Raw genomic sequence first — 13,637 nt, 5'->3', positions numbered from 1 at the left:
CAGATCAGACCACGAGGTAACCCCATGGGACAGCCCCCGCCCCCGAACGGCCCGCAGGGCCCCTACCCCGGCCAGCAGCCCCCTCAGGGCCCGCCGCCCGGGTACGGCCAGCAGCCGCCGCAGGGGCCGCCGCCCGGGTACGGCCAGCCGCCGCAGGGTCCTCCTGGCCAGTTCCCCCCGCAGGGCCCGCCGCCCGGATACGGACAGCAGCCGCCCCAGGGGCCGCCCGCGGGTTTCGGTCAGCAACCTCCGCAGGGTCCTCCCGGCCAGTTCCCCCCGTACGGCGCCCCCGGGCAGTACCCGCCCGGCCACGGCCCGCAGGGTGCTCCCAAGAAGAAGACCGGTCTGATCGTCGGCGCGGCGGTCGGCGCCGTGGTGCTCGTCGCGGCCATCGGCGGGGTCCTGATCGCGGTCAACTCCAGTTCGGTGTACACGTCCATGCCAGACAACTGCGCCGACGCCTTCGACAGCGACGTCCTGAGCCCCGTCTTCGAGGGGTCCGTCCCCTCGCTGTCCGGTGAGTTCGACCCGGAGTCCAACAGCATCGGCGACTCGTACGGCACCCTGTCGTGCTCGGGTGAGGCGAACGGTGTCAGCGTCGAGGTCTACGCGGAGCTGTTCGACCCCGAGGACGGGGTGGCCCTCCAGGAGGTGGAAGAGGTCTTCACCGAGGAGGAGGTGACCGAGGACTTCCTGGACGAGCCCGCCGAACCCGGCGAGATCTCGGACATGGACCCCGGGTACGGCACAACGGGGCAGGTTCTGTGGAACTACACGTCGGTCGGTGACCAGGGTGTCGCGGTGGCCACGACCGCTGAGGGCGGCGGTGACACCTACGGCTTCGCCATGGGCGCGTTCGTCACGGACAACATCGCGGGCGGCATCGTGGTCAGCGACACCGAGAACGCTCGTGAGGTGCAGGACCTGTTCAACTCCGTCGAGTCGGTCAGCGGCGACCTCGCCCGCCAGTTCAAGCGGTCGGCCGAGAAGTAGGCGGTCGGCTCCGACCCCGCACGGGACGGGTGCGGGGGCGGAGCGCGCCGTTCCGGAGTGGCCGGGAGCGGACAGACGGCGCCCGTGAGCGGGTGCGCGGGGCCGGTGCCGGGTAGAAGTGAGGGGGTTACGCACCCCCTTCCGAAGACACCTGTCTTCCAGTGACACGGATCACGAGGCACTTCCATGGGACAGCCCCCGCCCCCGCACGGTCCCTACGGCGTACCGGGCTCCCACGGCTCGCCCGGCCCCTTCCCCGGGACGCCCGGGCAGCCTCCGTTCCCGGGGCAGCCGGGGCAGCCTCCGTTCCCGGGGCAGCCCGGTCAGCAGCCGTTCCCGGGCCACCCGGGCCACCCGGGGCAGCCGGGGCAGGCGTGGCAGCCTCCGTTTCCGGGCCACCCGGGGCAGCCTCCGTTTCCGGGGCAGCCCGGTCAGCAGCCGTTCCCGGGCCACCCGGGCCCACCCGGCCAACCGCCGTCGGGGCCCCGGCCCACCGGTCCCGGCCATCCCCGACCGGGCGGGGGACCCCGTCGGAGGTGGGGGCCGATCCTGGGCGGCATCGGCACGGTCGCCCTGCTCCTGGTGTCCACGGGGGTGGTGGTGGCGTCCTTCTCCGGAGGCAGCGGCCCCTACGCCTCCCTGCCGGGGTGCGGGACCGTGCTGCCGCGCGAGATCACCGACGAGATCCCCGGCGTCCGGAGCCCGAGGGCGACCGGGCAGTACCGGGACCTCCAGGGCGGACGCGAAGACGCCGGGGGAGGGGACCCCGAGGTACTCGGTCTCCTGTCCTGCCAGGTGAGCGACCGCGACGACCGCGAACCGCTGTGGCTCACCGTCTGGTTGTTCGAACCCCACCCGCAGGACGCGCAGGCCGCCCGCGAACTCAACGAGTTCGTCGTCGAACTGGTGCAGGAACGTCGTCTGACCTGGGAGGACGGCGGCGCCTTCGACGAGGAACCGGGCCGGGACGTGCTCGACTGGCGCGAGACCAGGGTCGGGGACGCGGGGACCGTCGCGATCCTGGAGGACTCGGGCAGCGCCGACCGGGCCGCCCTGGCCAACTTCGACTTCGTCACTGCCAACCTTCGCGTCTGGGGCGGCCACAACCTCTACGGCCACTACGACGAGGCGGAGACGCTCGACTACGTGGAGCGGCTCTCCGAGCAGCTGTACCGGCAGGTCTCCCGGGAGGCGGAACCGGCCACCTGACCGCGCGGCCGGGCGCGGACCCTCTCGGAGTCCGCGCCCCCTTCTCCCCCCCCCGCCGACCGCTCAGGCCTCCGGAATGAGCTTGCCCGGATTGAGCACGCCCTCCGGGTCCAGCGCCGACTTCACCGCGCGCAGCACCTCGCCGCCCAGCGGGCCGAGTTCCGCCTCCATCCACGGACGGTGGTCGGTGCCCACGGCGTGGTGGTGCGTGATGGTGCCGCCGTTGGCCACGATCGCGTCCGAGGCCGCCCGCTTGGCACGGTCCCAGCGCGTGGCGGGGTCCTCGCCCGCCCCCGTGGCCACGGTGAAGTAGAGGGAGGCGCCGGTGGCGTAGGTGTGCGAGACGTGGCACTGCACCACGGCCCCGCTCTCGTCGTCGTCCAGGGCACCGGTCAGGGCGCCCACCACGGCTGTATACAGGGGCAGCAGGTCGCTCCAGGACGCGGCGGTCTCCAGGGTCTCCGCCAGGATCCCCGCCGACAGCAGGGTGTCGCGCAGGTACGGCGCGTGGAAGCGGGTCTCGCGCCAGTGCGCCACCGGGTCCGGGCCGAGCGGGGTGCCGCCCGCGGCCTCCATGACCTCCCGGACCACGGCCGCGCGCGCCTCGACCTCGGCGTCGCCGCCCTCGAAGCCCAGCACGGCCTGGCAGCCGGGGACGGCCTCGCGCCCTCCGAGGGCCGCGTTCACGAAGGTCTCGGTCTCGTCGGACAGCCGCGCCATGGTGGGCCGGGTGTCCGACTGGGCGAGCGTGCGCAGCGCGTCCACCCCGGTGGCGTAGTCGGGGAAGGACCAGGCCTCGTCCAGGACCCGCTTCGGCCTCGGACGGACGCGGAGGGCCACCTCGGTGATCACGCCCAGCGTGCCCTCCGAACCCACGAACAGACGGCGCAGGTCGGGTCCGGCGGCGGAGGCCGGGGCGCCGCCGGCGTCCAGGGTGCCGCGCGGGGTGGCGACCCGCAGGCCCACCACCATGTCCTCGAACCGCCCGTACCCGGCGGAGGCCTGCCCGCTGGAGCGCGTGGCGGCGTATCCGCCGATGGTCGCGTACTCGTAGCTCTGCGGCACGTGCCCGAGGGTGAGCCCGTGCTCGGCCAGCATCGCTTCGGCGTGCGGGGTGCGCACCCCCGCGCCGAGGACTGCGGTCAGGGACGCGGCGTCCAGGGAGACCAGCCGGTTCAGGCGGCGCAGGTCGAGGGTGACGACCGCGCGGAAGCCGCCGTCGAGGGGGGAGACCCCGCCCACCACGCTGGTGCCGCCGCCGAAGGGCACCACGGCCACGCGTTCGGCCGAGCAGAGCGCCAGGACCCGCTCCACCTCGTCGTGGTCGGCGGGGTAGAGCACGGCGTCGGGGGCGGGGGCACGCCCGGCTCGGCGGGCGAGCAGGTCCGGGGTGCTCTTGCCGCCCGCGTGGACCAGGCGGGCGGCGTCGTCCACGATGACGTGCTCGGCCCCGAGGACCTCGGTGAACCTCGCGGTCAGCGGGCCGTCCAGGCGGGAGGCGGGCAGTTCCACGTCCTCCGCGGCCACCGGGGGCATGTCCCTGGTTTCGGCGCGCAACACCTGGGAGACGAGTTCGCGCAGCCCGGGTTCGAGCTCCTTGGCCTTGGCGGGGTCGCCCCAGGCGTACCAGTTCATGTCCGGAGCGGTGTCGACGGTGTCGGCGAGGCTGACTGGGGCGTGTTCAGTGCGAGCATCGTGGGTCATGCTCTACAGTTTTACACATGGCGTCAAAACGTAACGTAGAGGACGACATCCTCGACGCGGCCCGTGCCTGCGTCGAGGCCTTCGGCGTCCGCCGCACCACCCTGACGGACGTGGCCCGGCGCGCGGGCGTCAGCCGGCCCACCGTCTACCGGCGCTGGCCCGACGTGACCGCCCTGGTCGCGGACCTGCTCACCCGCGAGCTCCGGCGCATCCTCGTCGCCGAGGAGGTGGGTGCCCGCGTGACCGACAGGACGGGCGGCACGGAGAGCATCCGCGCGCAACTGGTCCGGCACGCGGCCAGGGTCGCCCGCGCGATGCTCGCCCACCCGCTGGTCACCCGCATCGTGGACACCGAACCCGAACTCCTGGCCACCTACACCTTCCACCGGCTCGGCAGCAGCCACCTGGCCGCGCTCGAACTCCTCGAACCGGTCGTCGCCGAGGGGCAGTCCGACGGCTCGGTGCGCGGGGGAGACCCCGCCGTCCTCGCCCACCTGTTCATGGTCACCGTGCAGAACACCGTGACCTCCCACCGCCTCCTTGCCGAAGTCCTCGACCACGACGGTCTGGTCGAGGAACTGTCCACGATGCTGGACGGCTACCTGAGGCCCTGACCCACCGTTCACGGCCCCTGCTCCCCGGCCCACCTCATCGGAAAGGACGCCCCGATGCGTCAGCAGCAGCACACCCGGTCCGCATCCCTGAACGCCGCCCGGCGCGCCGCCGACCTCGCCGAGCTGGAGGCGCGTCCCGAGGTGGACGTCCTGGTGGTCGGCGGGGGAGTCACCGGCGCGGGAGTGGCCCTGGACGCCGCCTCGCGCGGCCTGTCCACAGTGCTCGTCGAACGCGAGGACCTGGCGTTCGGCACCAGCCGCTGGAGCTCCAAACTGGTCCACGGAGGGCTGCGCTACCTCGCCAAGGGGCAGGTCGGCATCGCCTACGAGAGCGCCCGCGAACGCGATGTCCTCATGCGCGTCACCGCGCCCCACCTGGTCCGACCCATGCCCATGGTGGTGCCCGTCTTCCGGGGGTCCGGCCTGGCCCGCCCCCTGTTCGTCCGCGCGGGGATGGGACTGGGCGACCTCCTGCGCGTACTTTCGGGGACCCCGTCCTCGGTGCTGCGCGCCCCCCGCCTCCTGAACGCCCGCCAGACCACCCGCCTCCTGCCCGGGGTGCGGACGGAGGGGCTGCTCGGCGGCATCCTGTCCTTCGACGGCCAGCTGGTCGACGACGCACGCCTGGTCGTGGGCATCGCCCGCACCGCCGCCCGTGAGGGCGCCCGGATCATCACCCGTTGCTCCGCCGAGAGCGTCAGCGCGGACGGGGTGGTCCTGCGTGACGAGCTCACCGACCGGATCATCCCGGTCCGGGCGCGCGGGGTGGTGAACGCGACCGGTGTGCACGCCGACGCCCTCGACCCCGGCATCCGGCTCAGCCCCAGCAGGGGAACCCACCTGGTCCTGGACGGGGCGAGCCTCGGCCACCCGACGGCCGCGCTCACCGTCCCGCTTGAGGGGAGCGTGAGCCGGTTCGTGTTCGCGCTGCCCCAGCCCGACGGCCGGGTCTTCGCCGGGCTCACCGACGAACCCGTGGACGGCCCCGCCGCCCGGGTCCCCGAGGTCCCCGAGGAGGACGTGGACTTCCTGCTCGCCCAGTTCAACCGGGTCCTGAGGACCAGGTTGACCAGGTCGGACGTCATCGGTTCCTTCGCGGGGCTGCGGCCGCTGCTCCAGGGCGACGACACCAGCGCCAACCTCTCCCGCGAGCACTCCGTTTCGGTCGCGCCCAACGGGACGGTGACGGTGGTCGGCGGCAAGCTCACCACCTACCGCGCGATGGCGGAGGAGACCGTCGACGCGCTCGTGGCGGCGCACCGTCTCCCCGCGAGCGCCTGCCGCACCCGCGCGGTCCCGCTCGTGGGCGCCGCGTCCCACGAGGAGCTCGACGCGTTGGACGCTCCGCGCCACCTGGTGGCCCGGTACGGAACCGAGGCACTCGACGTGATCGCCGAGGCCGGAGGGGATCCGGCGGCGCTGATACCCGTCGCCCGTGGCATCACCCCCGCCGAGCTGCGCTTCGGCGTGCGACACGAGGGAGCTCTGAACGTCGGGGACCTGCTGGAACGCCGCAGCAGGCTGGCCCTTGTCGACAGCGACCGGGAGCGCGCGGAGGGCGCGGCCAAGGCGGCGCTGGCCCGGGCGGAGTGAGAAAAAGGGAACGGATGCGGCGAATTCGGGAACTCACCACACCCGGCTCCCCTGTTCCGCGACGATGTGATCGCGTAAGGTCATACCGGTTCGAGCCCTCCCCCTCCCCCCTCGGACACTCCCGCAGCCGCCCCCGTTCCGGCGCGCCCGTCCACTGAGCCGCCCCGCCGAAGGAGTCAGTCATGCCCACGCTCGTTGCCGTGCCCACCCTCATCAGGAACGAGGACGGTGTTCTCGCGAGGGTCCCGGACGAGTACCGGCACTACTTCAACGGGCGTGTCCCGGTCCCGTTCACCAAACGGCGCTGGGAGTTCGCGGGTGAGCCCGTCAGCGTGCCCATGGTCCGCGCCTTCCTGGACACCTGCGCCGCCGGTCGGGACTCGGACTACCAGTACGTCCTCACCCTGCTCGGCGCCGAGCTCGCCACCAACGCGATCCGGCACAGCAGGTCGGGGGAGCCGGGCCAGAGCTTCGTGATCCGGGTGGACCGGGGGCCGAACGGGCTGACGGTCACGTGCAGGGACAACGGGACCCCCGTCAACGTGCTGAGAGACGAGGGGGGTCAGCTGTTCGCGTCGCCCCCCGAGGAACGCCTCACCGCCGAGGACGGTCGGGGGCTGGCGCTGATCGACAGCTTCGCCACCACGTGGGGGGACAACGGGCACCCCAGTATCCGCAAGGTCTGGTTCCACCTGGCCTACGACATGACCGGGAGCTCCTGGCCCGCCGCCTGACCTGGCGCGGAGGGGGAGCTGGTCTTGTCAGTCGGGGTGACGCGTGCCACTATTTCCTACTTGTAGGTAGCTTGTGGCGCAGGTCACTGATTCGTGCCGTTCCGGTGCGCCCCGGTCACGCGACCACCCCGACCGTCCCCCCGCCGCCCCCAGCGGCCCTTCCCCCAAGGTGCCCCCCATGGACTCCGCGCTCACGACGATCGGCCTGCCGGTCGCCCTCTGCATCATCATGCTCGGCCTGGGACTCTCCCTGACCGTCCGGGACTTCACCCGACTGCTCTCCATGCCCTGGACCATCGTCCTGGTCCTGGGCTGCCAGATCCTCCTGCTGCCGCTCTTCTGCTTCGGTCTGGTCCTGGTGTTCGTCACCCGCTTCGACCTCTCGCCCCTGCTGGCGGTGGGCATGATGATGATGGCCGCGTCCCCGGGCGGCACCACGGCGAGCCTGTACAGCTACCTGTTCAAGGGCAACGTCGCGCTCAACATCTCGCTGACCGCGATCAACTCGCTCACCGCGCTGGTGACGCTGCCGCTGATCACCGGGTTCTCGCTCGGCTACTTCACCGAGGGCGGGTCCATCGGTCTCCAGACCGACAAGATGGTCCAGGTCTTCGCGGTCATCCTCGTCCCGGTCGCCGTCGGCATGCTCATCCGCGCGAAGCTGACCACCTTCGCGGAGCGCATGGAGAAGCCGGTCAAGCTCGGTTCCGTCCTCGTGCTGGTCGCGGTCATCGTCGGGGCCATCGCCGCCGAGTGGGCCAACCTGCCGGAGTACATCCTCTCGGTCGGCCTGATGGTCCTGGTCTTCAACGTGGTCAGCCTCGCGACCGGCTACTGGGCGCCCCGCCTGGTGGGCACCGAGCGCCCCGAGGCCGTCGCCTCCTGCATGGAGATCGGCCTGCACAACACCACGCTGTCGCTCACCATCGCCGTGACCGTCCTGAACAGCACCGAGATCGCCATCCCCTCGGCGGTGTACGGCGTGCTGATGTTCTTCACCGCGGCGGTCGCCGGAGCCCTGCTCAACCGTCGCGGCGCGCGCGAGGACCGGGCCGGGGCCCGGGTCTCCTGACCCCGCAAGCCCACCGCGGCGTTCGCCCCGACCCGCCCGCGGGCCCCAGGCGACCCAGGCGGCGGCGGCTCAGGCGCGGCGGCTCAGGTAGGCCAGGACCGCCCGCACCCTGCGGTGACCGCTGTCCGTGGGCGCCAGGTCGAGCTTGTGGAAGATGTTGCCGATGTGTTTGTGGACCGCGTTCGTGGTGACCACCAGCCGCGCCGCGATCTCGCCGTTGTCGTGCCCCTCCGCCATGAGGGCCAGGACCTCGCGCTCCCGGGCGGTCAGGGTCTCCAGCGGGTCCCGCCTGCGGGTGGTGAGCAGCTGCCGCACGACGGCCGGGTCCATCACGGTGCCGCCCCCGGCGACCCGGTCCAGGGCCTCCACGAACTCGCTCACCCGGCCCACCCGGTCCTTGAGCAGGTAGCCCACCCCGCCCTGGCCGTCGGAGAGCAGCTCGCCCGCGTAGTCGCGCTCGACGTACTGGGACAGCACCAGGACGGGCAGCCCCGGGTGGGCGGCGCGAGCCGCGATGGCGGCGTGGATGCCCTCGTCGCGGAAGCTCGGTGGCAGGCGCACGTCCACCAGAGCGAGGTCGGGGCGGTGCCGGTCCACGGCCGCAGCGAAGGCGGGCACGTCCTCGGCCACCGCGGCCACCTCGTGACCCCGGGTGGACAACAGCAGCTTGAGGCCCTCGGACAACAGCACGTTGTCCTCGGCGATCACGATCCGCACGGCAGTTCCACCCTGAGCGTCGTCGGTCCCCCGGCGGGGCTGTGCACGGTCACGTTCCCGTCCAGCGCGGCCGCTCTGCGGCGCAGCCCACGGACCCCGCTCCCCGCCGACTCGTCCACGCCGCCGTGCCCGTCGTCGGACACCTCGACCCTCAACAGGTCGTCCTCCCGGGCCAGGCGCACGGAGATCGTCTCCGCGCCGCTGTGCCGGACCGCGTTGGTGACCGACTCGGTGACCGCGTAGTAGGCGGCGGTCTCCACCGCCACAGGCAGGGTGCCCGGGTCGGTCACGTCCAGCCGCACCGGCAGGGTGGTCCGCCCGGCCAGCGCGGTGAGGGCGCCCGGCAGGCCCCGGTCGGCGAGGATGGGCGGGTAGATGCCCCGGATGACGTCGCGGAGTTCGGTCATGGCCTCCTCGGTTCCCGTGTGCGCCTGTTCGAGCAGTGCGGCGACCGCGGGGTCCGAGGCGGCCTCCTTCGCCACGCCCAGCTGCATGGCGATCGCCACCAGCCGGGCCTGGGTGCCGTCGTGCAGGTCGCGTTCGATCCGTCGCAGTTCCGCGCCGTGCGCGTCCACCACCCCGGCGCGTGTCCGCTGGAGCTCGTCCACCCGGTGGGCGAGCACCTCCTGCTCGGAGGGAGCCAGGGAGCGGACGCACATCCGGGCGTGCGCGTCGCACATCGGCACCGTCGCCCATCGCAGGATCGCCAGGCCGACCGCGAACTGGAGGGCGGCGGTGGGCAGGGCGACCCCCCAGCCGGTCACCGGATACCCGAGCTGCTCGGGCTGGAACCCGGCCGGGTACGCCCACCACAGGAGTGAGTCGACGGTGTTGACCAGCATGCCGGGGCCGATCAGGGCCAGACATCCGAGCAGGATGCTCACCACCGAGAACAGCGGCATCCACAGGAGCACCCGGTGGGTGGCGGGCGCGCCCACCAGCGCGCGGAAGCCGTGGTCGGGCGGTCGCGGAAGGTCGGGGACGTCGACCCCCAGCCACCGTGCGGCACGCAGCCGGTTCCAGTCGGCCCAACGCGTCACCAGCCGCACCCACCGGGACGCCAGGAACGTCCCCACCCCGCTGAACGGGAGCGCCAGAGCCACCACCAGGGTCAGGGGCGCCATCACGAGGGTCAGCATCCCGAAGACCAGCGCCGCCAGCAGGCGGCCGCACGCCCGCAACGGCCGATCCCACACCTTCCGCATTCCGTGCTCCTCAGCCAGGTTCCGCGTCGGCGTCGATCCGCCGACTCGCACCAGTCTGGGGTATCTGAGGGGGTCGGGCACTACAGCTGGCTACCGGAACCGGGGGCGGGGGTCAGTCGTCGTCACCGTCGTCGTTGGTGAGGGCGTCCACCGCGACGGCGACCGCGATCACCAGGGCGGGGTCCCCGGCGAGGTCGCGCCGGTGGGTGTTGACGTCCACGGCGTAGGTGTCGCGCATCCGGAACCACTTGCGGGACACGACCGCGACGGTGCCCTCCTTGTCGCTGATCGAGTACTCCTTGTCGAAGAAGCTCCCGATCACCTCCCAGTCCTCGCCGCCCTTGATCTCGACGTTGAGCTTGTCCCGGACCGGGTTGAAGAGCCGCTTGCGGACGGTGGCGACGGTCGAGCCGTCGTGCTCCACGCTCATCTGGTCGCGGACCTTGAAGAGCTTCTTGCGGATCACCATGAGGACCTCGCCCTTGGGATCCTTGAGCTCGAAGGTGGTGCGCAACCTCAGGGCCTTGCCGTCCACCCAGAACACCTTGGTGCCCTGTTCGTCCGTCACCCAGAAGTCGTCGCCGATGTCGAACACGCGTTCACGTACCAGAAACTTCATGCCCCGACGCTAATGGACGCGTTCGCCGCCCACCAGGGCGGGGAGCCGCCACACGGCGTCCGCCAGTCGACGGGGGAGCAGCCGGATTCCGGTGCGAGTCCGCGCAGGGCCCTCGCGAGCGGGGCGGGCCCGGTGGTGCGGGCGGCTTCATCCGGGGTCTCCCGGGCCGTCTCGACCCGGGGCCGGGTCGAGACTCGGCAGCCGGTCGAACGACCCGGCCCGCGCTCAGCGCCGCTGGCGCTGGGACAGCCAGATCGCCAGCACCACCAGCACGCAGCCGCCCAACTGGACGGGCGTGACCCGCTCACCCAGGAAGACCGCGCCCATGGCCACCGCGAGCACCGGCGGCAGCACCAGGATCGCCGCGCCGGTGCTCGAGGCCAACCGGGGCAGGGCCGACCCCACCAGCAGCCAGGTCAGCACCTGCCCGGTCAGCGCCAGCAGCGCCAGCCACACCCACGCCATGGTGTCCAGTGAGGCCAGGTCGATCCCGCTCCACAGCGCGCCCAGCACACCGGCGGCCAGTGCGGCCGAGGCGGTGGAGACGCACACCGGGGTCACCGTGTGCCCCTGGCCGCCGCCGAGCCGGGACAGGAAGAGGTAGCCCGCGTAGGTCACCCCGGCCGCGCAGCCGTAGGCCAGACCGAGCCACGGATCACCCTCGGAGACGGCGCCCGCTCCCGGACCGACCACCCCGGCGGTGAGGGCCACCCCGACCAGCATCACCGGCACCGCCAGCAGGAACCGCAGAGGCGCGCGGTCGCCCAGGAACACCCATGCCAGCAGCGGGAAGACCACCACCTGGACGTTGAGCAGGACGGTCGCCATCCCCGCGCCGACGTGCTGGATGCTCGCCACCCAGAGCACGTAGTCCACACCCAGCAGCAGCCCCGCCACCAGGTCCAGCCCCACCAGGCGCAGCGCCCGCGGTCCCACCCGGCGAAGCTCCACCAGCGCCATCGGGACCAGAACGAACAGCGCCAGCGCGCACCTCAGGAAGGCGGCCGTCCCGGTGTTGGCCCCGGACAGCTTCACGAACACCCCCGTGGCCGAGGTGGTGGCCGATCCCGCGATCGCCAGGACCACGGGGTTGGCCCGGTCCAGGACCGACCCCCGCTCTGTCCGTCTCGTGTCCGTTCCCGACACTGGTTCCGCGCCCCCTCCGTCGCCGTCCGGCCCGCCACGTGCGAGCCACAGGACCAGGTTGCCGCCTCCGACCCTGAAACAAAAGCGATGATTTGTCGCTGGTAATCGGTAGTGTTGCTTAGGTGTTCAGCTTGGAACGACTCACGGCACTGGCCGCCGTACGCACCCACGGCTCGATCGCGCGTGCGGCCAGGGTCCTGCACGTCACCCCCTCGGGCATGTCCCAGCAGCTCGCCAAACTGGAGCGGGAGGCCGGGCAGCGTCTGCTCGAACCCGACGGCCGCACCGTGCGGCTCACCCACGCCGGCCGGGTCCTGGCCGCACACGCGGACCGGGTGCTGGCCCAGGTCAGCGAGGCGCAGACCGACCTCGCCGCCCTCGACCGCCAGATCCTCGGCCCCCTGCGCCTGGGCGGTGTGGGAAGCGCCGTGCGCAACCTGCTTCCCGGCGCCCTGTCCGACCTGCTCGCAGAACACCCCCGCCTGGTCCCCACGGTCCGCGACGGCGAGGTGGTCTCCCTGGTCCCCCCGCTCCTGCGCGGGGAACTCGACCTGGTCCTGGCCGAGAGCTGGTCCAGCCGCCCGGTCGCGCTGCCCGCCGGAGTGCGCACGGTGGAGCTCCTGGACGAACGGGTGTGCCTCGCGCTCCCGACGGGCCACCCCCGAGCCGAACCGGAGCCGGTCGACCTCGCCGCGCTGGCGGAACCCGGCGGCCTGCCCTGGGCCAGCTGTCCGGCGGGCACCGAGCCCTACGAGGCGATCCTCCAGGCCTTGCGGTCCCGGGGCGTCGAACCCGACATCAGGTACACGCTCGCCGAGATCCCCTCCCAGCTGGAACTGGTGGCCGCCGGGCTGGCCATGGCGCTCGTCCCCGACCTCGGCCGCCGCACCGCACCGGAGGGGGTCCTGTTCCTGCCCACCGACCCGCCCCTGCGAAGGACGATCAAGGCGGTGTGGCGGGCCGACGCCGAGACCCCGGCGATCCGCGCCTGCGTCACCGCGCTCACCGAACACACCAACCCGCCCCACGGCACCGAACCGAGCACACGAGGAGACACGTGAACACCCCCTGGCACACCCGGCCCATGGCCGCCTTCGACGTCGAGACCACCGGCCTGGACGTGGAGGGCGACCGGATCGTCACCGCGGCACTGTGGCGTATCGACCCCACCCGCAGGACCAAGGACGTCACCACCTGGCTGGCCGACCCCGGTATCGAGATCCCGCAGGAGGCCACCGAGATCCACGGCGTCACCACCGAACACGCGCGTGCCCAGGGGCGCCCGGCCGCCGAGGTGGTCAACGAGATCGCCGCCGCCCTGGAGGAGGTCGTCTCCGACGGGGTGCCCGTGGTGGTCTACAACGCCCCCTACGACCTCACCCTCCTGGACCGCGAACTCGCGCTCCACCGCCCCGACCGGCCCCTGACCGCCCAGCCGCTGGTGGTGGACCCGTTGGTCCTCGACAAACAGGTGGACACCTTCCGGCGCGGCTCCCGCAAGCTGGTCGACGTCTGCGCGCACTACGAGGTCCCCCTCGCCCAGGAGGAGGCGCACGGGGCGGCCGCCGACGCCCTGGCCGCCGCACGCCTGGCCTGGCGGATCGCGGCCACCCACCCGGAGATCGCCGCGTACTCAGCCGAGGAGCTGCACGCCGCGCAGGTCAAGTGGAAGGGGGAGCAGTCCGCCAGCTTCCAGGAGTACCTGCGCCGCCGGAACCCCGAAGCGGTGGTCGACGGTTCCTGGCCGCTGATCGCCGCCCGGGTGTGAGCGTCCGGCGTGAGGGCCGGTGCGATGGCCTCGAGGGGCCGTCGCGGCCCGGGAAACGCGAAAGACCGGCGGGACGTGGTCTCCGCCGGTCTTCCCTAGCTGTGCCCCCTGGAGGATTCGAACCTCCGCACCCGGCTCCGGAGGCCGGTGCTCTATCCCCTGAGCTAAGGGGGCGCGCTGCTGCGAGAACAACTGTAGCAGGGGTTCCGGGATGGTTGGCCACCCGAGCGCCGGGCCCGCCGCCGACCCCTCGCGGATACTGG

At 72.6% G+C, this 13,637-nt stretch carries 13 protein-coding genes and 1 tRNA gene; 8 read left to right on the top strand and 6 right to left on the bottom strand.

The features are described from left to right. The first annotated feature begins 24 nt into the window (after nt 1-24). Both BDW27_RS10300 and BDW27_RS10290 read left to right on the top strand, forming a co-directional pair. The gene (locus tag BDW27_RS10300) at nt 25-993 is read left to right on the top strand and encodes a hypothetical protein (RefSeq protein WP_233515714.1); all 969 of its coding nucleotides are present in this window, start codon (nt 25-27) and stop codon (nt 991-993) included. 582 nt (nt 994-1,575) lie between these two features. Then, a complete protein-coding gene (locus tag BDW27_RS10290) occupies nt 1,576-2,202 on the top strand; it encodes a hypothetical protein (protein WP_146223254.1) in 627 nt (208 codons plus the stop codon). A 63-nt stretch (nt 2,203-2,265) separates the two neighbouring features. Here the strand turns inward: BDW27_RS10290 and BDW27_RS10285 are convergent, their stop codons facing one another. Continuing rightward, the gene (locus BDW27_RS10285; protein ID WP_199560608.1) at nt 2,266-3,906 is read right to left on the bottom strand and encodes an FAD-binding oxidoreductase; all 1,641 of its coding nucleotides are present in this window, start codon (nt 3,904-3,906) and stop codon (nt 2,266-2,268) included. Nucleotides 3,907-3,923: 17 nt separating this feature from the next. On the opposite strand from BDW27_RS10285, the gene BDW27_RS10280 reads away from it, so the two are divergent. From BDW27_RS10280 to BDW27_RS10265, 4 genes are all read left to right on the top strand, one after another. Then, nucleotides 3,924-4,520 (top strand): TetR/AcrR family transcriptional regulator, encoded by a 597-nt coding sequence (locus tag BDW27_RS10280; RefSeq protein WP_017546053.1) that lies wholly within the window; start codon nt 3,924-3,926, stop codon nt 4,518-4,520. Between the two features lie 54 nt (nt 4,521-4,574). Next, complete coding sequence (locus BDW27_RS10275) at nt 4,575-6,113, top strand: glycerol-3-phosphate dehydrogenase/oxidase (RefSeq protein WP_110049144.1); 1,539 nt, start codon at nt 4,575-4,577, stop codon at nt 6,111-6,113. Nucleotides 6,114-6,295: 182 nt separating this feature from the next. Next, the gene (locus BDW27_RS10270) at nt 6,296-6,847 is read left to right on the top strand and encodes an ATP-binding protein (protein ID WP_017546054.1); all 552 of its coding nucleotides are present in this window, start codon (nt 6,296-6,298) and stop codon (nt 6,845-6,847) included. Between the two features lie 178 nt (nt 6,848-7,025). Further along, the gene (locus BDW27_RS10265) at nt 7,026-7,919 is read left to right on the top strand and encodes a bile acid:sodium symporter family protein (RefSeq protein WP_110049143.1); all 894 of its coding nucleotides are present in this window, start codon (nt 7,026-7,028) and stop codon (nt 7,917-7,919) included. A 69-nt stretch (nt 7,920-7,988) separates the two neighbouring features. Here BDW27_RS10265 and BDW27_RS10260 read toward each other — a convergent pair whose 3' ends face one another. The 4 genes from BDW27_RS10260 to BDW27_RS10245 all read right to left on the bottom strand — a co-directional run bounded on the left by BDW27_RS10260 (nt 7,989) and on the right by BDW27_RS10245 (nt 11,606). Beyond that, a complete protein-coding gene (locus BDW27_RS10260; RefSeq protein WP_110049142.1) occupies nt 7,989-8,636 on the bottom strand; it encodes a response regulator transcription factor in 648 nt (215 codons plus the stop codon). Next, on the bottom strand, nt 8,624-9,841 hold the full coding sequence (locus tag BDW27_RS10255) for a sensor histidine kinase (protein ID WP_110049141.1): 1,218 nt from the start codon (nt 9,839-9,841) through the stop codon (nt 8,624-8,626). Before BDW27_RS10255 ends, BDW27_RS10260 begins: the two co-directional genes overlap by 13 nt. Before the next feature lie 112 nt (nt 9,842-9,953). Then, nucleotides 9,954-10,460 (bottom strand): LURP-one-related/scramblase family protein, encoded by a 507-nt coding sequence (locus BDW27_RS10250; RefSeq protein ID WP_110049140.1) that lies wholly within the window; start codon nt 10,458-10,460, stop codon nt 9,954-9,956. Nucleotides 10,461-10,685: 225 nt separating this feature from the next. Next, a complete protein-coding gene (locus tag BDW27_RS10245; protein WP_110049139.1) occupies nt 10,686-11,606 on the bottom strand; it encodes a DMT family transporter in 921 nt (306 codons plus the stop codon). Between the two features lie 122 nt (nt 11,607-11,728). Between BDW27_RS10245 and BDW27_RS10240 the strand changes: the two genes are divergently transcribed. Both BDW27_RS10240 and BDW27_RS10235 read left to right on the top strand, forming a co-directional pair. Continuing rightward, the gene (locus BDW27_RS10240) at nt 11,729-12,667 is read left to right on the top strand and encodes a LysR family transcriptional regulator (protein ID WP_110049138.1); all 939 of its coding nucleotides are present in this window, start codon (nt 11,729-11,731) and stop codon (nt 12,665-12,667) included. After that, nucleotides 12,664-13,374 carry an exonuclease domain-containing protein gene (locus BDW27_RS10235; protein ID WP_017546061.1) on the top strand — a complete coding sequence of 237 codons (711 nt, stop codon included), beginning with the start codon at nt 12,664-12,666 and terminating at the stop codon, nt 13,372-13,374. The genes BDW27_RS10240 and BDW27_RS10235 overlap by 4 nt, the downstream gene beginning before the upstream one ends. A gap of 102 nt (nt 13,375-13,476) precedes the next feature. Here BDW27_RS10235 and BDW27_RS10230 read toward each other — a convergent pair. After that, nucleotides 13,477-13,548 (bottom strand) — tRNA-Arg (locus BDW27_RS10230). Nucleotides 13,549-13,637: the final 89 nt, after the last annotated feature.

Origin of the sequence: Nocardiopsis sp. L17-MgMaSL7 (genome assembly GCF_003182025.1) — a bacterium.
GTDB classification, from domain to species: domain Bacteria; phylum Actinomycetota; class Actinomycetes; order Streptosporangiales; family Streptosporangiaceae; genus Nocardiopsis; species Nocardiopsis prasina.
Note: the sequence above shows the minus strand (reverse complement) of the source record. Positions and strands in the feature narration are given on the sequence as shown.

Coding starts and splice junctions, on each gene's coding strand:
- BDW27_RS10300 (WP_233515714.1), top strand. CDS start 25: ATGGGACAGCCCCCGCCCCCGAACGGCCCGCAGGGCCCCTACCCCGGC.
- BDW27_RS10285 (WP_199560608.1), bottom strand. CDS start 3,906: ATGACCCACGATGCTCGCACTGAACACGCCCCAGTCAGCCTCGCCGAC.
- BDW27_RS10280 (WP_017546053.1), top strand. CDS start 3,924: ATGGCGTCAAAACGTAACGTAGAGGACGACATCCTCGACGCGGCCCGT.
- BDW27_RS10275 (WP_110049144.1), top strand. CDS start 4,575: ATGCGTCAGCAGCAGCACACCCGGTCCGCATCCCTGAACGCCGCCCGG.
- BDW27_RS10270 (WP_017546054.1), top strand. CDS start 6,296: ATGCCCACGCTCGTTGCCGTGCCCACCCTCATCAGGAACGAGGACGGT.
- BDW27_RS10265 (WP_110049143.1), top strand. CDS start 7,026: ATGGACTCCGCGCTCACGACGATCGGCCTGCCGGTCGCCCTCTGCATC.
- BDW27_RS10255 (WP_110049141.1), bottom strand. CDS start 9,841: ATGCGGAAGGTGTGGGATCGGCCGTTGCGGGCGTGCGGCCGCCTGCTG.
- BDW27_RS10250 (WP_110049140.1), bottom strand. CDS start 10,460: ATGAAGTTTCTGGTACGTGAACGCGTGTTCGACATCGGCGACGACTTC.